This window comes from Streptomyces sp. NPDC086777, from assembly GCF_040702065.1.
GTDB lineage: Bacteria > Actinomycetota > Actinomycetes > Streptomycetales > Streptomycetaceae > Streptomyces.
On record NZ_JBFBJI010000033.1, the window covers coordinates 46,342 to 66,355 of the forward strand.

At 66.8% G+C, this 20,014-nt stretch carries 20 protein-coding genes and 2 pseudogenes; 12 read left to right on the forward strand and 10 right to left on the reverse strand.

Going from position 1 to position 20,014, the window contains the following annotated elements; genetic code table 11:
• The first annotated feature begins 120 nt into the window (after positions 1 to 120).
• From AB0472_RS34680 to AB0472_RS34730, 11 genes are all read left to right on the forward strand, one after another.
• A complete protein-coding gene (locus AB0472_RS34680; RefSeq protein ID WP_366362469.1) occupies positions 121 to 1,023 on the forward strand; it encodes a helix-turn-helix domain-containing protein in 903 nt (300 codons plus the stop codon).
• A 143-nt stretch (positions 1,024 to 1,166) separates the two neighbouring features.
• Positions 1,167 to 2,000 (forward strand): alpha/beta hydrolase, encoded by an 834-nt coding sequence (locus tag AB0472_RS34685; protein ID WP_366362555.1) that lies wholly within the window; start codon positions 1,167 to 1,169, stop codon positions 1,998 to 2,000.
• A 215-nt stretch (positions 2,001 to 2,215) separates the two neighbouring features.
• Positions 2,216 to 3,100 carry an alpha/beta hydrolase gene (locus tag AB0472_RS34690; RefSeq protein ID WP_366362471.1) on the forward strand — a complete coding sequence of 295 codons (885 nt, stop codon included), beginning with the start codon at positions 2,216 to 2,218 and terminating at the stop codon, positions 3,098 to 3,100.
• Between the two features lie 102 nt (positions 3,101 to 3,202).
• Positions 3,203 to 4,174, forward strand: coding sequence for a TDT family transporter (locus tag AB0472_RS34695; RefSeq protein WP_366362473.1), 972 nt, complete (start codon positions 3,203 to 3,205; stop codon positions 4,172 to 4,174).
• A gap of 77 nt (positions 4,175 to 4,251) precedes the next feature.
• Positions 4,252 to 4,767, forward strand: a complete 516-nt coding sequence (locus AB0472_RS34700) for a carbonic anhydrase (protein WP_366362474.1) — start codon at positions 4,252 to 4,254, stop codon at positions 4,765 to 4,767.
• A 77-nt stretch (positions 4,768 to 4,844) separates the two neighbouring features.
• A complete protein-coding gene (locus tag AB0472_RS34705) occupies positions 4,845 to 5,384 on the forward strand; it encodes a carbonic anhydrase (RefSeq protein ID WP_366362476.1) in 540 nt (179 codons plus the stop codon).
• Positions 5,385 to 5,459: 75 nt separating this feature from the next.
• Complete coding sequence (locus tag AB0472_RS34710) at positions 5,460 to 6,260, forward strand: alpha/beta hydrolase (protein WP_366362478.1); 801 nt, start codon at positions 5,460 to 5,462, stop codon at positions 6,258 to 6,260.
• A gap of 270 nt (positions 6,261 to 6,530) precedes the next feature.
• Entirely contained in the window at positions 6,531 to 7,373 is an 843-nt protein-coding gene (locus AB0472_RS34715) for an alpha/beta hydrolase (RefSeq protein ID WP_366362480.1), read from the forward strand.
• Between the two features lie 143 nt (positions 7,374 to 7,516).
• The gene (locus AB0472_RS34720; RefSeq protein ID WP_366362482.1) at positions 7,517 to 8,377 is read left to right on the forward strand and encodes an alpha/beta hydrolase; all 861 of its coding nucleotides are present in this window, start codon (positions 7,517 to 7,519) and stop codon (positions 8,375 to 8,377) included.
• 108 nt (positions 8,378 to 8,485) lie between these two features.
• The gene (locus tag AB0472_RS34725) at positions 8,486 to 9,388 is read left to right on the forward strand and encodes an NAD(P)H-binding protein (RefSeq protein ID WP_366362484.1); all 903 of its coding nucleotides are present in this window, start codon (positions 8,486 to 8,488) and stop codon (positions 9,386 to 9,388) included.
• 269 nt (positions 9,389 to 9,657) lie between these two features.
• Positions 9,658 to 10,641 carry a nitrilase-related carbon-nitrogen hydrolase gene (locus AB0472_RS34730; RefSeq protein WP_366362486.1) on the forward strand — a complete coding sequence of 328 codons (984 nt, stop codon included), beginning with the start codon at positions 9,658 to 9,660 and terminating at the stop codon, positions 10,639 to 10,641.
• A 274-nt stretch (positions 10,642 to 10,915) separates the two neighbouring features.
• On the opposite strand, the gene AB0472_RS34735 is transcribed toward AB0472_RS34730, so the two are convergent.
• The 3 genes and pseudogenes from AB0472_RS34735 to AB0472_RS34745 form a co-directional block, all read right to left on the reverse strand.
• Positions 10,916 to 11,047, reverse strand: a complete 132-nt coding sequence (locus tag AB0472_RS34735) for a hypothetical protein (RefSeq protein WP_366362487.1) — start codon at positions 11,045 to 11,047, stop codon at positions 10,916 to 10,918.
• Between the two features lie 124 nt (positions 11,048 to 11,171).
• A pseudogene (locus AB0472_RS34740) lies at positions 11,172 to 11,798 on the reverse strand (IS3 family transposase); the annotation flags it as partial.
• A 32-nt stretch (positions 11,799 to 11,830) separates the two neighbouring features.
• Positions 11,831 to 12,028 (reverse strand): hypothetical protein, encoded by a 198-nt coding sequence (locus AB0472_RS34745; RefSeq protein WP_366362557.1) that lies wholly within the window; start codon positions 12,026 to 12,028, stop codon positions 11,831 to 11,833.
• A gap of 123 nt (positions 12,029 to 12,151) precedes the next feature.
• On the opposite strand from AB0472_RS34745, the gene AB0472_RS34750 reads away from it, so the two are divergent.
• On the forward strand, positions 12,152 to 14,887 hold the full coding sequence (locus AB0472_RS34750; RefSeq protein WP_366362488.1) for a helix-turn-helix domain-containing protein: 2,736 nt from the start codon (positions 12,152 to 12,154) through the stop codon (positions 14,885 to 14,887).
• A 602-nt stretch (positions 14,888 to 15,489) separates the two neighbouring features.
• Here AB0472_RS34750 and AB0472_RS34755 read toward each other — a convergent pair.
• The 7 genes and pseudogenes from AB0472_RS34755 to gcvH form a co-directional block, all read right to left on the reverse strand.
• Positions 15,490 to 15,750, reverse strand: a complete 261-nt coding sequence (locus AB0472_RS34755; protein ID WP_366362490.1) for a tetratricopeptide repeat protein — start codon at positions 15,748 to 15,750, stop codon at positions 15,490 to 15,492.
• 70 nt (positions 15,751 to 15,820) lie between these two features.
• Complete coding sequence (locus AB0472_RS34760) at positions 15,821 to 16,240, reverse strand: PIN domain nuclease (RefSeq protein WP_350781766.1); 420 nt, start codon at positions 16,238 to 16,240, stop codon at positions 15,821 to 15,823.
• Entirely contained in the window at positions 16,240 to 16,482 is a 243-nt protein-coding gene (locus tag AB0472_RS34765) for a type II toxin-antitoxin system VapB family antitoxin (protein WP_366362492.1), read from the reverse strand. Before AB0472_RS34765 ends, AB0472_RS34760 begins: the two co-directional genes overlap by 1 nt.
• Positions 16,467 to 16,775 (reverse strand): annotated as a pseudogene (locus AB0472_RS34770) (nucleotidyl transferase AbiEii/AbiGii toxin family protein); the annotation flags it as partial. The gene AB0472_RS34765 and the pseudogene AB0472_RS34770, both read right to left, overlap by 16 nt.
• A gap of 31 nt (positions 16,776 to 16,806) precedes the next feature.
• Entirely contained in the window at positions 16,807 to 18,174 is a 1,368-nt protein-coding gene (locus AB0472_RS34775) for an L-serine ammonia-lyase (RefSeq protein WP_366362494.1), read from the reverse strand.
• 56 nt (positions 18,175 to 18,230) lie between these two features.
• The gene (gene glyA, locus AB0472_RS34780; RefSeq protein ID WP_366362559.1) at positions 18,231 to 19,493 is read right to left on the reverse strand and encodes a serine hydroxymethyltransferase; all 1,263 of its coding nucleotides are present in this window, start codon (positions 19,491 to 19,493) and stop codon (positions 18,231 to 18,233) included.
• 24 nt (positions 19,494 to 19,517) lie between these two features.
• Positions 19,518 to 19,895 carry a glycine cleavage system protein GcvH gene (gene gcvH, locus AB0472_RS34785; RefSeq protein ID WP_366362496.1) on the reverse strand — a complete coding sequence of 126 codons (378 nt, stop codon included), beginning with the start codon at positions 19,893 to 19,895 and terminating at the stop codon, positions 19,518 to 19,520.
• Between the last annotated feature and the right edge of the window lie 119 nt (positions 19,896 to 20,014).

Sequence of the window (20,014 nt, forward strand, 5' to 3'; positions counted from 1 at the left end):
CGAGATGGTTCGGAGGGCAGAAACCCTCTGCTTGCAGGTAGCAAAGGCGGCGCGACGATGACACGAAGATGGGATATCCGCGACATCTCTGCGAGGGAGCGGGGTGATGCAGTCCGCGAGGTGATAGCCAACCTCACCGGTAAAGTCGACATCAGTTTCCCGGACCAAGGTAAATCCGTAGAGGCCGGCGGGACCACATCGACCCTTGGGCCACTGACCGTGGCAACTGTGCGTTCGAACGCGAGAAGCGTTGAAAGAACTGGGAGTTTCACCAAGGACGATCTGGAGCCCGCCATCTTTGTCGGCCTTCAGATACACGGCTTCAGTACCGTGATCCAGCAGGACAGGCAAGCCACCCTCCGGCCCGGTGACCTTATTTTCTACGAGTCCACCGAACCCTATCGAGTCGAGGACGCCAAGGGAATCCGACAGCACTTCTTCCGGATTCCCGTCGGACGGCTCGCATTGAGCCCGGCAGTCTTCAGCAAGAACTCTGCGACCGTCCTCAGTCCCGGCCACCCGATCACTCAACTGACCGCCGACCACCTGCGGCGTCTTGCGACAGGGCATGCAGATTTCCAGGGAACGAGCGCCGAGGCGGTAGGACAGCCCAGCATCGATCTTCTGCGAGCCGTCATCGCCACCCACATCGATGCCACACAGATTACAAATGCGTCTCTTCAGGAGACCCTGCTGGTCAGGATTCTGGAGTACGTGCGAGCGCATCTGTCCGAGCCCGGCCTGAATGCCGCGCAAGTGGCAGCGGAGCATCACATCTCGCTCCGGCATCTCTACAAGATCCTGGCAGCGAACGGTATCTCTCTCGCGGACTGGATTCGCACGCATCGTCTCGAAGAGTGCCGGGCGGAATTGAGCAGCACGGGCTCCCGGTCCAGCACGATCGAAACCGTGGCGCGACGCTGGGGATTCAGCGACATGTCCAGTTTCAGTCGGATCTTTCGCACGGCCTATGGAATGTCACCGCGCGAGTGGCGCACCCTGTGCAGAAATGAAAAATCTTAGCGCATGTGTCCATGCTCAAACCCTGCATCGTTCTGTGTAAGCCGTGCACGGAAGCCCGGTGGAGCTGTTCTGGCCGGAAGTCGCTGGTCACAATGATCACGTGCTGATGCCCGCGCGCAGAAACGATGGAAGGAGACCCGCTCATGCCCTTTGTCGCTGTAGGTGAAGAGAACTCCAGGGCGATCGAGCTCTACTACGAAGATCACGGCAGCGGGACTCCTGTCGTCCTGATCCACGGTTACCCGTTGGACGGGCGGTCGTGGGAGAAGCAGGAGGCGGCGCTCCTGGCGGCCGGCTACCGCGTGATCGCGTACGACCGGCGTGGTTTCGGCAAGTCGAGTCAGCCGGGCTTCGGCTATGACTACGACACGTTCGCCGCGGACCTCGACGTCCTGCTCACCGAGCTGGACCTGCGCGGCGTCGTGCTCGTGGGTTTCTCGATGGGTACCGGTGAGGTCACACGCTACCTGGGTACATACGGTTCGGCCCGAGTGGCGAAGGCGGCTCTGCTCGCGCCCCTGCCCCCCTTCCTGCTCAGGACGGACGACAACGCCGGGGGTCTGGACAAGGAGCTCTTCGACGGGTTCGCGGCTGCGGCCGGCAGCGACCGGCCGGCGTTCATGACGGGTTTCCTGTCGGAGTTCTACAACTACGACGTCTACGCCGGCTCGCTGGTCAGCGAAGAACGGTTCAGGGCAAGTTGGAACACAGCCACCACGGCCTCGGCGATTGCCAGTGTCGAGTGCATTCCCGCCTGGCTGACGGACTTCCGTGCGGACCTGCCGAAGATCGACGTTCCCGTCCTGGTCATACAGGGCGACCAGGACCGTGTCCTGCCGCCGGAACATACCGGCAACCGGCTACCCGGATCCATGACCAACTTCGCCGGGCATATCGTGATCGACGGCGGTCCCCACGCGGTCATCTGGACTCACGCAGAGCAGGTCAACGCGGCGCTCCTCGACTTCCTCACATGAACGCCGCGAATGGGCCCCCTTCCACGGACGCGAGACGCGAACGCGCCGGGCCGTCCGTCGCCACGCGCGCGGTACGCGGGGACGGTCGCACCCGCACGGTGCAGCCGGCCATCGCTCCCGCACGACGCAGGTGGCTCCGGACCAGCAATGGGGGCCCCGAAGAAATCCCGACGGCACCGGCTCGTCTCGGAAGGCGCAGCGGGTGGTGGTGGCACATGGACGTTCAGCGAGGAGAAGCCATGACAACGCCGACGTACGTTCAGCACAAGGTAGCGACCCCGTTCGGGTCCCTGGCCGTGCGGGACTTCCCCGGCGGCCGGGACCCGTTCGTCCTCCTGCACGGGTTCCCCGACGACTCGGCCATCTACGACAAGCTGGTCCCCGAGCTGCAACCCCGGCGCGTGGTCACCTTCGACTACGTCGGCTACGGGCAATCCGAGCGCGTCCACGGCGCGGGCGTCCTGGAGGGACAGAGACTCAAGGAGACCGCGGCGGTCATCGATCAGCTGAACCTCGAAAAGGTTGTCATCGTAGGTCATGACGCCGGCGGTCCGGTGGCCATTGAGTACGCCGCGGCCCATCCTGACCGAGTGGCCCGTCTGGTGCTCCTCAACTGCTACTTCGGCGAGTCACCCACCCTGCGGTTCCCCGAAATGATCCGGCTTCTGGGCGATCCGCATCTGGTCCCGCTCGCCGATGCGCTCATGCAGGACCCCGCGCAACGGAAGTGGCTCCTGGAGCACACCGCTCGGCAGTTCGGCTATGCCCCGACGGACGACATCCGTGAGATGTCGATCATCCCCCAGTTCTTCGGCAGCGCAGCACAGCCCGACTCACTCGAAGCCATCCGGGCATGGACGGGTCGACTGTTCCGGGACGTCGCCCTCACCAATGAAGTGATCGCGTCGGGCAAGTTGGCGACCCTGCCCTGCCCTGTCGACGTGGTGTTCGGCACGAACGATCCGTACCTGAACACCGGCGTCGCGCAGCACCTCGCAGGTCTGTTCCCGAACGCTCAGCGGCACTCCATCGAGGCACGCCACTGGGTGCAGTGGGACGAGCCCAAGGCACTGGCGGGAGTGCTCATGCGAGCGGGCTGAAGTCTGCCTCGCAGTCATTCGAGACCCGCCCGCGCGGTGTCACTGACGGTCGTCAGCGACATGAGACTTTCGCGTCGGCAATTCCAGCATTGGCCAGGCCCCATGAGCAAGACAGCTACAGCCCGACCGGCGTACCGGGTGAGTCTCAACTACTTCGCCATCCCCCTCGGTCTCGCGGGACTGGGAGGAGCATGGACGGCGGCGCCAACGGCGCTGAATGCTCCCGAATGGGTGGACGGCGTCCTGTTCTCGGTGAGTGGCGTGTGCTGGCTGGCATTCACGGTCGTGTACGTCGGAGAACGCGTCAGGGATCGTGGGGCATTCCGGGCCGACCGTGAACACCCCGTCGACGGGGCGTCAGCAGCTTTCCTCCCCGTTGTCGGTATCTTGCTGACCATGCATTTCGAACAGTACGTCTCGTTTGATGCGGCGCGAATGATCTGCTGGCTGCTCGTATTTGCGCTGTCCGTCGTGGCGGGCCAACTGTTCGCCCATTGGCTGACCGGGCGGACGAGTTTCGACCAGCTTCATCCCGGCTACTTCCTTCCGCTGGTCGCCGGGCCCTTCGTGGCCAGTATCGGACTGTCGACCGTGCACGCTCAGACCGCAGCGCGAGCAGCGCTGGGAGCGGGCATCTTCTTCTGGGTCATCATCGGCGGCGTCATCACGGCACGCCTCATCACCGCAGGTCCCCTGCCATATGCTGCCACGCCGGCCCTGTCAGTCCTCCTGGCCCCACCCGCCACAGGGGGCGTCGCGGCCTTCGCCGCGTACCCGGGTCCTGCGGGAACGCTCCAGGCCACGTTCCTCGGGATCTTCCTGATGACGCTGATGGTGCAGGTCTTCCTGCTGCCCAAGTATCGGAAACTCGCGTTCGGACTTGGCTTCTGGAACTTCACCTTCCCAGCCTCAGTATCCGCCAACTACATAATTCGCTGGTGCCGAACTTCAGCGTTCGCCGGCTGGGAGGCACTGGCCTGGACCGCGCTCGGACTTGCCACGGTCATCGTGCTGGTCATAGCAGCGGCAACTCTCAGAAGTCTTCTACCGGCAAAGAGTGGCCGGGCAATTTGAGGACCGTTGTCACCGCAGCGGCCGCGGTCATGTCCCCCGTCCAGAAACCGAAACTCCGTATCCCCGAGGAGCGAGCCATGAACGTAGTAGAAACCCTGACTGCCAGGAACGCGGATTTCGCGGCCGGGCACTTCACTCCCGGACTGCGCCTGATGCCGTCACTGAAGACGATCGTCATCGGTTGCGTCGATCCCCGCGTCGACCCGAACGAGGTACTCGGAGCAAAGGCCGGTGAGATCGCGACGCTCCGCAACGTCGGAGGACGCGTCACCCCCGAATTGCTCATGGAACTGATGATGCTGCGCAAGGTGACGCAGGCTTTCGGCGGTGACATCGGTCCCGGCTGGGAGTTCATCGTCCTTCACCACACGGACTGCGGCATCACCCGGCTCGAAGAACAGCCGGAAGTCCTCTCCGATTTCTTCGGAGTCGACGAGGAAGAGCTGGACGAGCTGCACGTCGGCGACCCCCGTGCAGCTGTCACCCGCGACGTCGCCACGCTCCGCTCCGACAACCGGCTGGCGGGTGTACGGGTCTCGGGCCTCGTCTACGACGTCACCAGCGGCACCGTGGAGACCGTCGCCGCACCCTGATTCCTGCCCAGGGACGGGTGGCCTCGACAGAGCCGGCCACGGTCCCAGCACGATCCGGCTCTCCGGAAGGCGGCGCCATGACAGACATGCACGATCTGACCGAGCGAAACGCGACGTTCGCTGCCGACCGCTACAAGACCGGCTTGAGCATCAACCCGAGCGGCAACCTCATGATCGTGGGCTGCGTCGATCCACGGGTGGACCCCGCCCACGTACTTGGCCTCGGCCAAGGCGAAGCGGCAGTCATCCGGAATGTCGGAGGACGCATCACGCCCGCGACGCTGAGCACGATGGCCATGCTCAGGAAGGTCGGCCTGGCGAACCCTGACGGCAAACAGCCAGGTGACTGGAACCTCGTCATCCTCCACCACACCGACTGCGGAATGACCGATCTCGCCGCCTACCCCGACCTCCTGGCCGCCTACTTCGAGGTCGCGCCCGACGGACTGCGGAACAAGTCGGTCAGCGACCCGTTCGGCTCCGTCCGCGTGGATGTCGACGTAGCCCTGCGTGAGATCAACCGGAGCGCGTTCCTCGTTTCCGGGCTCGTCTACGACGTGGCCACCGGACGAGTCGAAACGGTCGTTGCGCCCACACCTCCCAGCGCCGTGCCGTGAGCGTCGACCCGTCGCCCACGCGCCCGATCAATCATCAGATCAGCGTGCCAGTTCGTTTCCCAGAGGGAGAACCAAATGGATACCCCGCGAATACCAGTTGTCTTCATTCACGGCTTGTGGGTGCACGGCTCGTCGTGGGCGCCGTGGATGAAGGTCTTCGAGGACGCCGGGTACGCGCCTGTCGCGCCGGGCTGGCCGGGTGACGCCCCCACCGTCGAGGGGACGCGCGCCGCGCCGGACGGCCTTGCCGGGAAGGGCTTCGACGACATCGTCGAGCACTACAGGACCTTCATCACAGGGCTGGACACTCTCCCCATCCTCGTGGGGCACTCCTTCGGTGGGACGGTCGCCGAGAAGCTCCTCGGGATGAATCTGGGGGCGGCAGCCGTGGCCGTCGACGCCGCGCAGATCAAGGGCGTGCTGCCGGTGCCCGTCGCGGCGCTGCGCAGCGCGTTCCCGGGCCTGAGGAATCCGGCCAACCTGCACAAGGCGGTGTCGTTGACGGCTGAGCAGTTCCGTTACGGCTTCGGCAACGCGCTGACCGAGCAGGAGTCCGACGAGCTTCACGAACGGTGGAGCATCCCGGGGCCGGCCAAGCCGTTGTTCGAGGCATCCGTCATGAACTTCGTGCCGCACTCACCTCTCAAGGTGGACACCGGCAACGAGCGGCGCGGGCCGCTGCTGCTGATCATGGGCGGTCAGGACCACACCGTCCCGGAAGCGATCACCAAGGCGACACTCAAGCAATACCGTCATTCCGCGGCGGTCACCGACATCGAGGAATTCCCGGACCGGGGCCACTCGCTCACCATCGACCACGGCTGGCCCGATGTCGCAGCCCTCGCCCTGAAGTGGCTCAAGGGGCAAGGGTTCTAGGCCTGCTGCAACCCAGCACTATCCACGTCAGCCGGGCCTGAAGCGCCGACGGCAGCAAGTCCCCAGTCGTCACACGGCCTCGCCCGTACGTCATCAGTGCCGGCGCAGGTACGTGCGACGGCACTCCGCCCAGCACCAGGCAGGGTCCTGGACGCCATTGAGCGAACAACTGGCTGACCCACTCACGTTCAGACCTGCCCTAGGACCGCCCCGCAATCACCCGGCCTCCCGAGGACCGGGTCAGACCGCATGCCCGTTCCGCCACGCCAGATGCCACATCTGAGGAGAAGAACCATCAACACCACCAGTAGATTCGCGGTGGCCGTCGCGGCCGTCGCCGGTGCCACCGGCCTGCTCGCCAGTGCGCCCGCGGCCACGGCCACGCAATCCCCCGAAGCCAAGCCGACGATCGTTCTCGTTCACGGGGCCTGGGCAGACGGCTCCAGCTGGGCCGGTGTCACCGAGCGTCTGCAGCACCAGGGCTACACCGTGGACGTTCCGCCGAACACCCTGCGCGGCCTCGCCACCGATTCGGCCAACCTGCACGCCTTCCTTCAGACGGTCAAAGGACCGATCGTCCTCGTCGGCCACTCCTACGGCGGCGAGGTCATCACCAACGCAGCTGTGGGAATCGACAACGTCGAGTCGCTCGTCTACGTGGACGCCTTCATCCCCGACAACGGGGAGACCGCAGGACAGCTCAGTGCCGCCAAGCCGGGATCGGCACTGGCCGTGGAGGATCCCAGCACCGTCTTCAACACCGTCACCATCCCCAACGGCGGAGGCAACGTCGACCTGTACGTGAAGCCCGGACTCTTCCCGCAGATCTTCGCCGGCGGTGTCGACCACGACAAGGCGGCCGTTCTGGCCGCCGGACAGCGCCCGCTGGCGGGCAGCGCACTGTCCGACCCCTCGGGCGAACCGGCCTGGAAGACCCTCTCCTCCTGGGCGCTGATCGGCACCGCCGACAAGGTCATCCCTCCTGCGGAGCAACAGGTCATGGCCGACCGTGCCGGCTCGCACATCGTCAGGGTGAACGCACCCCACCTGTCCATGGTCGCCAGGCCCGGAGCCGTCACCGACCTGATCACGGCCGCTGCCAGGCACAGCTGACACGCGGCGACACCTCGCCCGGCCTTTCACCAGCATGTGACACGTCCAGGACGGTGGGCCGCCACCCGCCGTCCGTCTGCCCAGTCCTGACCAGGGCGGCGACAGTCGGCAGCGCAGTCCGGCCCACCACCAAGGAGCGAATCATGCAACCGTCCGCAGCAGTGGAACAGCGGGTCTCCACCCGGCACGGCTACCTCCATGCCAAGGACCACCCGGGACACGGCACGCCCTTCGTGTTCCTGCACGGATACCCCGACGACTCGACCGTCTACGACAAGCTCATCGCGCAGCTGCACCCTCACCGATCGGTGAGCTTCGACTTCCTCGGCTACGGACAGTCCGAGCGGGTGCGGAACTCGCCGGTCGCGGACGGTCAGCGGCTCGCCGAGACCGAGGCCGTCATCGACCAGCTGGGACTCGGGAAGGTCATCCTGGTGGGGCACGACGCCGGAGGCCCGGTCGCCGTCGAGTACGCCCTGGCCCATCCGGACCGAGTCGAGCGCCTCGTCCTGTTCAACTGCTACTTCGGAGAATCGCCGACGTTGAGATTCCCCGAGATGATCCGCCTGATGGGCGACCCGGACCTCGTTCCGCTCACCGACGCGCTCTTCGCCGATCTCGCGCAGCGGCAGTGGCTGCTGGGCTACACCGCCACCCGGTTCGGGTACGGACCGGCCGACGACATCCGTGACCGGGTCATCGTCCCCGTGTTCTTCGGGAGCGAAGGGCAGCCGGACGCCCTCGATGCGATCCGCGCGTGGACGGCACGGCTGTTCACCGACCTCGCGATCACCAGCGAGCTCGTCGCAACAGGCAAGACCGGAGACCTCCAGATCCCCGTGGACATCATCTTCGGGGCGAACGACCCCTACCTCAACAGCGGAGTCGCCGAGCACCTGGCCGGACTCTTTCCGAACGCACGGCTCCGGTCCGTACAAGCCCGCCACTGGCTCCAGTGGGACGAGCCAGAGGCCGTGGCCCGTCTGCTGATCCACGACGAGTGATCCCGGCCTGGCAGACCCCGGGCACGGGGGCGTCATGCAGCCGGCCGCAGACACGAAGAATTCAGAACGCTTGCCCTCACCCTGAGGCGCATGTCGAAAGGAAACAGGATGCCGGAGAAACTGATTCTGGTGACCGGAGCCGGAAACGCCGGATCCGTGGGGAGAAAGGTCGTCGAGCGCTTGCGGCGTCGGGGACTGCCGACCCGTGCGCTGGTCAGGAAAGACGACGAGCGTGCCGACACTCTCCGCGCAACAGGCGCCGAGGTGGTCGTAGGTGACCTCACCCAGACAGCGGACGTTTTCCGTGCGCTGGAGGGCTGCCACCGGATCTACCTCGGGATGAGCGTCTCCAGCTCCTATTTGGAGGCGACAACGGCAGTTGCCGCTGCCGCACGCGAGCACGGGGCCCTGGAGGTCCTCGTCAACATGTCGCAGATGACTGTCTCGCAGATGACGATCACGAGCACCTCGGAGTCACATCAGCAGCGCCTCCACCTGCTGAGCGAACGGATCCTCTCCTGGTCGGGCCTCCCGGTCGTTCAGGTCAGGCCCACCATTTTCATGGAAAACCCCCTGTTCCAGTTCGCGATCCAGTCGACTCCGCAGAGGATCACCGTCCATTTGCCGTTCGGCTCCGGACGCACCTCGCCGGTCGCCACGAGCGACGTCGCAGACGTAGTGGTCACCGTTCTCGCCGAGCCCAGATCTCATCTTGGCCGGGTGTACGAACTCACCGGACCGGTGTCCAGGGACATGAACGGTGTCGCGGAGCAGTTCGCCAAGGCCGCGGGCCGTCCCGCCACCTACGTGGACGTGCCCCCCGAAGAGTGGGCTCAAAGCCTGGCAGCAGTGAAACTTCCGGACCATCTCATCGAGCATGTGACGACCATGGCCCGACTGCATCGCGAAAACCGATACGACCGGATCTCCACGGATATCGAGACCATCCTCGGCAGACCGGCCCTTGATGTTCGTGATTTCGCCGAGAACAACCCTCAGCTGTTCCAGTAGGCCGGTCTTCCGGCCCCGGCTTCGATCCAGCCGTGCCCGTCGCCCTTTCACCCCGGCACCCCGCGAGATCCACGGCTCGCTGCGACTCGGCCCTGTGCTCCTCCGCAGTCCGTTGCCGCGGCAGAGACGTCCGCCGCGGTCGTGGTCGTTCCATGCCGCTCCCCGCAGCACCATCGCTCAGCCATCGGCATCGTGCCGAGCCCTGACGCACCGACAGGCGCAGGCACCTCCGCCAGTCATGACCCCGTATTTCGAAAAGGAACCGCGCGATGACCGTCGTAAAAGCTGCCGCAGTCCAGATCAGCCCCGTGCTCTACAGTCGCGCGGGCACTGTTGAAAGGGTCGTTCAGAAGATCCGCGAGTTGGGAACGAAGGGCGTCCAGTACGCGGTCTTCCCCGAGGCCGTCGTGCCCTACTACCCGTACTTCTCTTTCGTGCAGGCCCCCTACGCCATGGCAAAGGAGCCGTTGCGCCTGCTCGAAGAGTCGGTGGCCGTGCCGTCCGCCGAGACCGAAGCGATCGCCGAGGCCGCGAGGGAGGCTCACATGGTCGTCTCGATCGGTGTCAACGAGCGTGACGGCGGCACCATCTACAACACGCAGCTGCTGTTCGACGCGGATGGCACGCTGATCCAGCGCCGCCGCAAGATCACGCCGACCTATCACGAGCGGCTGGTCTGGGGTCAGGGCGACGCTTCCGGCCTGCGCGCGGTGGACAGCGCCGTCGGTCGTGTCGGCCAGCTCGCCTGTTGGGAGCACTACCAGCCGTTGGCACGTTACGCGCTGATCGCCGACAGTGAGCAGATCCACGCGGCGATGTATCCAGGGGCCTTCGGCGGCCGGCTGTTCGCCGAGCAGATCGAGGTCAACATTCGCCAGCACGCACTGGAAGCGGCTTGTTTCGTCGTCTGCGCAACCGCCTGGCTCGACAACGACCAGGTGGGGCGAATCGCCGAGGACACCGGCGGCCCGGCGCTTTCCGGCGGCTTCTTCACCGCAATCGTCGATCCCGAAGGACGCATCGTCGGCAAGCCGCTGACGTCCGGCGAGGGTGAGGTCATAGCCGACCTGGACTTCGCGCTGATCGACCAGCGTAAGCGTCTGATGGATGCGCGCGGCCACTACAGCCGCCCGGAACTGCTCAGCCTGCGGATCGACCGCACTCCAACGGCCCACCTCCACGAGACGGGGGCTCCTGCGACGGTCCAGAGCGCTTCCGCGGTGCCAGAAGACCGCTCCGCCATGCCCCGCTGAGCCGTTCCCACCCGTGTTGCATCCGGGTACGACGCAGGTCACCACAGCTGGACTGGGGTGACCGTGCTGTGCGGCAACGCGACGGGAGGATCCACGACGCCGTCAACGCCGTTGGTTCTTCCCCGGCTCGACAAGAGCGGCGGCCCAAGTCGACCCTCCAGTGGCACAGGTGTCCGACCTTCGTTCTGGCCTACTCAGGGACTTTCCCCCGTGTGATCAGGGAAGGCCCCGACAGCGCCGAAAGAAGCGAAAGCGCTGCTCAGGGCCCATCCCCCTAGCACTCGATGATGTTCACCGCGAGCCCGCCTTGGGCCGTCTCCTTGTACTTGACGGACAAGGCGGCGCCGGACGCGACGAGCCCGCTGGCCTGCTGGTTCTCCGGGATTCTCTTGATCCACTCGGCCACTGGGGACTTCTCGGGGACTTTCGGCCAGGCGGCGGTTCTCCAGCCACGCGTCCATGGCAAGGGTCTGCCGCACGATCGGGTGACATCTTGACCTGCCCCACGGTTTGGGTTCCAGCTGCAGTGGCTAACTGGCTGCGTGGGTGGTGTCTTGTGCGGAGAGTGGTTCGTACTCGATCGGGGTGCGGTAGCCCAGTGCTGAATGTCGTCTCCGGCGGTTGTAGAAGATCTCGATGAACTCGAAGATCGCGTCGGCCAGTTCGACCCGGGTCTTCCAGCGCTCGCGGTTGAGCAACTCGATCTGCATCGAAGACCAGAACGACTCCGTCATCGCGTTGTCCAGGCCGTCCCAGACGGTGCCGAACGACGGCAGGAGGCCGGCGGAGCGGATCCGTTGCCCGAAGACCCAGGACGTGAACTGGGTGCCGTGATCAGCGTGAACGATCCCGCCCGGCTTGGGACGGCGGTTGCGGATGGCCATGTCCAGCGCGTTGACCACGAGGGTGGAGTCCTGCCGTGAGTCGATGGACCAGCCCACGATCCTGCGGCTGAACGCATCCAGAACCGCCGCGCAGTAGACCCATCCTTCCCTGGTGCGATGCTGCGTGATGTCGGTGACCCACAGCTCGTCGGGACGCAACCGGTGGAACTTCCGGTTGACCAGGTCGTCGGCGGTGACGATGCCACGCAGCCGCTTGATGCGTATTGGTCCAGGCAGGCCGTGGATCCCGGCCTGTGTCATCAGCACCGACAGGTCACTTGGTGGCTTGTGCGCAGGTTGCCAATTCAGGTGACGAGAGCGGCGAGGGCGGCGGTTACGGCGGCGGCGAGGGTGATAACGGCGGCGAACGTGGTGGCCGCCTGTTTGAGAGCAGTGGGGCGAGTGGCGCCATCCATGCGGGCGAGTTTGGCAGCGCCAGCGCCAGCGAGAACCGCGATCACAATGATCAGGGCGGTGGTGAGCAGTACGACGGCGATCTTCACGGCAGACTCCCTGGGCAGGTTGAGGGGTTGACGTGGTCGAAGGTCGCGGAATCGGTGTGCGCCGGGGTTCGCCGGGACGAAGATGAACACCGGCGAACAACACCGCTGCCAGGGAGCGAGCTCATGCACGAGCAGGGCGATCCGAATCCGGCGCTGTCCGAATTGTGTAGAAGGCTGGAGACAGGGCTTGCCCGAGCTCGGCTGAACAAGACCGAACTCGCTCGGAAGACGGGACTGGGGCGAACGACGGTGTCGGAGGCCTTCCAGGACAGCGAACCATTGCCGTCGTTGGAGACTCTCGCGGCTCTGGCAAAGGCACTGAAACTCCCGGTGCACGAGTTGCTGGAGCTGCGGCAGACCGCTATGTCTGCTGCGGGCCCGCACGCGGTTACCTCCGGCGAGGGACCGGGCAGACCGATCAGCGAGTGGGAGCCGCACGCTCTGGAAGTCCATCCGGCCGGTCCCTCAGCGCAGCAAGCCGGTTCCGGTTCGCCCGAGCAGAGGGTGCTACCGGGTTACGTGCGCCGAGAGCACGACCAGGTGCTGTCCGATGTGGTACGGCAAGCAGGCGAAGGCCTGAGCCGGATGAAGGTCCTGGTCGGTTCCTCCTCGACGGGGAAGACCCGGGCGTGCTGGGAGGCCGTTCAGCCACTCGCCGGGAAGGGATGGCGGCTGTGGCATCCCTTCGACCCCACCCGTGCCGAAGCCGCGCTGGAAGACCTGCACCGCGTCCGTCCGCGCACAGTGGTATGGCTGAATGAGGCCCAGCACTACTTCGGCGACGGGCCTTCCGGTGAGCGGATTGCGGCCGCCATCCATTCGCTGCTCATCCAGCCGGAGCGCGGGCCGGTGCTGGTACTTGGGACACTGTGGCCGGAGTACGCCGCCGAATACACGGCCCTGCCAGTACCTGGCCTACCGGACCCGCACAGCAGGGTGAGGGAACTGCTCACTGACCACACCCTGACGATTCCCGACGCCTTCGACTCCTCTGCCCTGGCCACGGCGGACGTCCTCGCCGAGGCTGGCGACGGGTTGTTGGCCGGCGCTCTCACCCGTGCTCGGGCTGACGGGCGGGTGACTCAGGATCTGGCTGGAGCGCCGGAACTCCTGCGTCGCTATGAGCACGGAACCCCAGCCTCCAAGGCCGTGCTGGAAGCAGCGATGGATGCACGCCGGCTCGGTGTGGGCCTGCACATTCCCCAGGCCTTTCTGACCGACGCCGCGATCGACTACCTGACCGACAACGAGTACGACCAGCTCGCTCCCGACTGGGCGGAGCAGGTCTTCGCCCAACTCGCCCATCTGGTCCACGGCAAGCAAGCCCCGCTGCGCCGTACTACCCCCCGCCCTCGGCGCCACCCAGCTGGGAGCCCACCGCTGGCCACCGCCATTCCCTCGCCGGGGCCGGTGTTCCGGCTGGCCGACTACCTCGAACAGCATGGCCGCAAAAGCCGTCGACGCCTGTGCCCGCCCGCCTCTTTCTGGCACGCGGCCCACACCCACCTCACCGACCCTCATGCCCTCAACAGCCTCGCCCAAGAAGCCGAAGACCGGCACCGCCTCCAATGGGCCCACTACCTCCGGCACCGCGCCGCCGACCACGGACACCCCGGCGCCTGGGTCCGCTTGACCGAGATTCAGGAGAGATCCGGGGACCGTAAGGGCGCCGAGACCCTGGCGCAGCAGGCCGCCGTCCATGGGTACCCCGGTGCCCTCTACCGCCTGGCACAGATCCGGGAGAAGGCCGGGGACGGCCAGAGCGCCGAATCCTTCTTCCAGCAGGCCGCCGACCGCGGCGACCCCCACGCCTTGTACCGTCTGGCCGACATGCAGGGGAGATCCGGGGCCCGCCAGGGCGTGGAACCCCTCTTCCAGCGGGCCGCCGACTGCGGGCACCCCGGTGCGCTCTACCGCCTGACAGAGATCCGGGAGAAGGCCGGGGACCGCCAGGGCGCCGAAACTCTGGCCCAGCAGGCCGCTGATCGCGGCGATCTCAGGGTTCTGGCCCGCCTGGCCGATATGCGGGTGAGATCCGGAAACCGCGAAGGCGCCGAAACCCTCTACCAGCAGGCCGCCGACCGCGGGCACCCCGGCGCCCTCTACCACCTGGCACAGATCCGGGAGAAGGCCGGAGACCGCGAAGGTGTGGAAACCCTCTACCAACAGGCCGCCGACCGCGGGCACCCCGGCTCCCTCTCCCATCTGGCAGAGATCCGGGAGAAGGCCGGGGACCGCCAGAGCGCCGAAACTCTGGCCCAGCAGGCCGCTGATCGCGGCGATCTCAGGGCTCTGGCCCGCCTGGCCGATATGCGGGTGAGGTCCGGAGACCGCGAAGGCGCCGAAACCCTCTACCAGCAGGCCGCAGAGAAAGGCGATTACGACGGCGCCCTAATCCAACTGATCTGGTGGCACGAAGAGGCCGGGGACCGCAAAGGTGCCGAGGCTCTGGCCTGGCAGGCCGCCAACAAATACCCCAGTGCCCTGTACCGCCTGGCCGAGATACGGGCGAAGGCCGGGGACCTCGAAAGCGCCGAAACCCTCTACCGGCACGCCGCGGACCTCGGCGACCGTGGCGCCCTGGCCCGCCTGACAGAGATCCGGGAGAGGGCCGGGGACCGCGAAGGCGCCGAAAGCCTCTACCGGCAGGCCGCCGACCAAGGTGATCGCGGCGCCCTGTATCTCCTGGCCAGAGAAGAGGCCCTGGACTGGGGCGGCGTCGAAAACCTCGTTCGGCTGGCCAAGAACCACGGCGACCTCGATACCCACTCCCTCTTGATCCGGATGCGTGAAAGACTCGAAAAGCGGTGGCCGTACGGCCTGGACCCGGACGGTACGCCGACGCCCCCATGGCAATGAACCATGCGCTGGTGTCGATGAGTCCGCCGCCAAGCCGCAGGTCTCGGTATCGCTCCTACTCGCCCGCCTGCGTGCTGGGTGTGCCAGCGGACGCCTGCTGGATCGAGTTGTGGACGACCAGCTGCGTAGTGCTGTAACTGGCGGCTGCGAGGACGGCAAGCTCGAGGATGCTGGTCAAATGCACCCTTCACGGAATAATCTTCTGATTTCGGGCGAACGCCATAAGCGATTGGTGGACATCCTGCGGTCAGCATTTGATCTTCCCGCAGACTTTTGATCTTCGCCGGATCGGCCCGCCGTGGGGGCGGGCCCGAGGGGGCGGTTGCCCTCGATCGTTCATGAGTCCCCGGCAGCCTGCTGACGGGGCCGTTGCGTCTGCGTGGTGGGAGCTTTTCGGGGTTGGGGCAGGCTGAGGGCCCGGCTCTCGTGTCGGGTGGGCGCCGGGTTCCACTTCGCCGGTGGGATGATGCGGGTTGTCGGGACGTTCGACGTTGCTGGTCAGCCGGGGTTCGGCAGGGTATGCAGTCTGTCGAACGCGTGGGCGATGACGTCGGTCCAGGGCCATCGGGTGGTGAAGCGGAGCCAGCGGCCGCGTCCGGTGTTCACGAGTCGGGCGGCGGCGGAGAAGAGGTGCCGGTCTCCAACAGTGGAAGCGAACGGGCCGGGTACCCGGCGTCCCGGTAGGCGCGGCCGAGGTTCGCGCGGATGGCAATGGTCTCCGGGTGCGCCTCGCCGTCGACCTCCTCGCACCGCGCCAGGGCCGTTTCGAGGTCCTGCGCTGCCTGGACGGGGCGTCCGGCGGTCAGACAGGCGTATGCGAGGCTGTTCAGGCTGGTGATGGTTTCCGGGCCTCCCGTACTCACGCGATCCCGATGTCGAGGCCGGCACGCTCCCTGTAGGAGTCAGTGGTCTCAATTGCGGTCTCAGTACCGTTCAGCGGTCGGCGATGCCTGGTGGTACGACCCACTCGGTGGGTTGGCCGGTGAGGGAGGCGATCATGTCGAAGTCGCCGTCGTAGTGGAGTACGGTCAGCCGGTTCAGCTCCGCTGTGGCGGCGATGAGAAGGTCGGGGAGTGACAGTGCCCGGTGGAAGCCTGCGTTGAGAGCGTGGCGCTGGACCTCCAGGGCGCGAGTGAAGGTGTGGTCGTCACTGTGCAGGTAGTCGAAGGCGCGCAGCCAGGTACTGATTCGCGTTGCCTCGGCGGTGTCCCGGGCCGAGTGGATCATCTCGTATTCGGTGGGTTGGCAGACCGAGAGCAAGTAGCGCTCGTGGAGGGGCTTGAGTACCTCTCTGACGCCGGGTTTTGTCCAGCGCGCCAGAGCGGACTTGTCGATCAGGTAGCGGTCCTGCATCAGGCGGCTCGGCCACCTTCGCGCTTAAGGGTTCCGTCGGCGTTCCGAGGGCCGGTGCTCTCGACGATCTCGCTGAAGTCGAAGTCGCCGGCGTCCATGGCGTCGAAGCCCTCCTGCCGCAGGTGCCGTTTGACGGCGTCCTCCATGGCGAGGCGTACGGCCTGGGCTTTTGTCTTGGTGCCGAAGATGCGCATGGCCTCGGCGACCATGGTCTCGTCGAGGTCGATTACTGTCCTCGCCATACTGGCCTCCTCGCGTGATCAGAGCCACCAAATGATATCAGATTTGCATGAGAAGCGATATCGTATGGCGTGCCCTGGCGGGGTCCGTCATGTCGGTCGTCGAACGTGGTCGGCCTCGTCCTCCTCGGATCTGCGATGGCCGCGACCCTGCCGATGATCTCGGTTTCTGTGCCTGGGGGCGAGCGGCCGAGGGTGTCGATGTCGCGGGTCGTTCGACGTGCGCCGAACCGGGCGAGCGGCAGGCCGCCCTTGAGGACGAAGTGCTCCCGGCCCAGGGGCGATGAGGCCGGGCGGCAGAGGAACCGTTCGAGGACGGCTGTTACCTCAGCACTCGATGATGTTCACCGCGAGCCCGCCCCGGGCCGTCTCCTTGTACTTGACGCTCATGTCGGCGCCGGTGTCCTTCATGGTCTTGATGACCTTGTCGAGGGACACCTTGTGGGAGCCGTCGCCGCGCATGGCCATGCGGGCCGCGGTGACCGCCTTGACCGCGGCCATGCCGTTGCGCTCGATGCAGGGGATCTGGACCAGGCCGCCGACCGGGTCGCAGGTGAGGCCGAGGTTGTGCTCCATGCCGATCTCGGCCGCGTTCTCGACCTGCTCGGGGGAGCCGCCGAGGACCTCGGCGAGCGCGCCCGCCGCCATCGAGCAGGCCGAGCCGACCTCGCCCTGGCAGCCGACCTCGGCGCCGGAGATGGACGCGTTTTCCTTGAAGAGCATGCCGATCGCGCCGGCGGCGAGGAGGAAGCGGACCACGCCGTCCTCGTCGGCGCCCGGGACGAAGTTGATGTAGTAGTGCAGGACCGCCGGGATGATGCCCGCCGCGCCGTTCGTGGGGGCGGTGACCACGCGGCCGCCGGCCGCGTTCTCCTCGTTCACGGCCATCGCGTAGAGGGTGATCCACTCCATCGCGTGCGCCAGCGGGTCGCCCTCGGCGCGCAGTTGGCGGGCGGTCACGGCGGCGCGGCGTTTCACCCGGAGCCCGCCCGGCAGGATGCCCTCGCGGGACATGCCGCGGGAGACGCACGCCTGCATCACCCGCCAGATGTCCAGCAGGCCCGCGCGGATCTCCTCCTCGGTGCGCCAGGCCCGCTCGTTCTCCAGCATCAGCGCGGAGATCGACAGACCGGTGTCCTTCGTCAGACGCAGCAGCTCGTCGCCCGTGCGGAAGGGGTACTTCAGGACCGTGTCGTCCAGCACGATGCGGTCCGCGCCGACCGCGTCCTCGTCGACGACGAACCCGCCGCCGACCGAGTAGTACGTCTTGGAGAGGAGCTCGGCCCCGGACGCGTCGTACGCCCAGAGCGTCATGCCGTTCGCGTGGTAGGGCAGCGCCTTGCGGCGGTGGAGCTTGAGGTCGTCGTCGAAGGAGAACGGGATCTCGTGGTCGCCCAGCAACGACAGACGTCCGGTGGTCCTGATCGTCTCGATGCGGTCGTCGGCGGTCTCCACGTCCACCGTGCGCGGCGAGGCGCCCTCCAGGCCCAGCAGCACCGCCTTCGGGGTGCCGTGGCCGTGGCCGGTCGCGCCGAGGGAGCCGAACAGCTCGGCGCGTATGGAGGTGACGGAGGGCAGCAGGTCCTCGTTGCGCAGGCGGCGGGCGAACATCCGGGCCGCGCGCATCGGGCCGACGGTGTGGGAGCTCGACGGGCCGATGCCGATCGAGAACAGGTCGAAGACCGAGATGGCCACGGGAACTCCTCCAAAGAGGGTGGGGGCACACGTCGTCGGGTGCCCCCACCAGGGAACTACTTGTTCAGGCCGGGGTACAGCGGGTGCTTGTCGGTCAGGGCCGTGACCCGGGCCTTCAGCGCCCCCGCGTCGTAGGACGGCTTCAGCGTCTCGGCGATCACGTCCGCGACCTCGGCGAAGTCCTCGGCCGTGAAGCCGCGGGTGGCCAGCGCCGGGGTGCCGATCCGCAGACCCGAGGTGACCATCGGCGGCCGCGGGTCGTTCGGGACGGCGTTGCGGTTGACCGTGATGCCGACCTCGTGGAGGCGGTCCTCGGCCTGCTGCCCGTCCAGTTCGGACGCGCGCAGGTCGACGAGGATCAGGTGCACGTCCGTGCCGCCGGACAGGACGTTCACGCCGGCCTCGCGGGCGTCGGCGGCGGTGAGCCGCTCCGCCAGGATGCGCGCTCCGTCCACCGTACGACGCTGGCGCTCCTTGAAGTCCTCGCTCGCCGCGACCTTGAAGGAGACCGCCTTCGCCGCGATCACGTGCTCCAGGGGACCGCCCTGGAAGCCCGGGAAGACGGACGAGTTCAGCTTCTTCGCGAAGTCCTTGCGGGCCAGGATGATGCCGCCGCGCGGGCCGCCGAGCGTCTTGTGGGTGGTGGAGGTGACCACGTCCGCGTAGGGGACCGGGTTCGGGTGCAGACCCGCCGCGACCAGGCCGGCGAAGTGGGCCATGTCGACCCACAGGTACGCCTCGACCTCGTCGGCGATCCGGCGGAACTCCGCGAAGTCCAGCTGGCGCGGGTACGCCGACCAGCCCGCGATGATCACCTTCGGGCGGTGCTCCTTGGCGAGCCGTTCCACCTCGGCCATGTCGACCAGGCCGGCGTCGTCCACGTGGTACGCGACCACGTCGAACTGCTTGCCGGAGAAGTTCAGGCGCATGCCGTGGGTCAGGTGGCCGCCGTGCGCGAGGTCCAGGCCCAGGATGGTGTCCCCGGGCTGGGCCAGCGCGAACAGGGCCGCCTGGTTGGCGGAGGCACCGGAGTGCGGCTGCACGTTGGCGTACTCGGCGCCGAACAGCTCCTTCACCCGGTCGATGGCGATCTGCTCGGTGACGTCGACGTGCTCGCAGCCGCCGTAGTAGCGGCGGCCCGGGTAGCCCTCGGCGTACTTGTTGGTGAGGACCGAGCCCTGCGCCTCCATGACCGCGAGCGGAGCGAAGTTCTCCGAGGCGATCATCTCCAGGGTGGACTGCTGGCGCGCCAGTTCGGCGTCGACCGCGGCGGCCACCTCGGGGTCGAGCTCGTGCAGGGGCGTGTCCAGAAGCGACAACTCAGACATCCGTTCCACGACTCCTCAGCCGGCGGTGAAGGCGGTGTACTCGTCGGCGGAGAGCAGGTCGTCCGGCTCGTCCGTGACACGCACCTTGAACAGCCAGCCGTCCTCGAAGGGGGCCGAGTTCACCAGGGACGGGTCGTCGACGACGTCCTCGTTGACCGCGGTGATCTCGCCGGTGACCGGCGCGTACAGGTCGGACACCGACTTGGTCGACTCCAGCTCGCCGCAGGACTCGCCCGCGGTCACCGTGTCGCCGACCGCCGGGAGCTGGACGAAGACGACGTCACCGAGCGCGTTGGCCGCGTGCTCCGTGATGCCGACCGTCGCCACGCCGTCCGCGGCGGCCGTCAGCCACTCGTGCTCCTTGCTGTAACGCAGCTGCTGGGGGTTGCTCATGGCCTGAATTCTCCTGTACGCGGGGAAGTGCTGGTGAGGGGGGACTGCTGGAAACGTGCGTGACCAGCGGCGCTGTGCGCCAGGTCACGCCCAGTGGCTGCTGCCGACGGCTGCGGGGG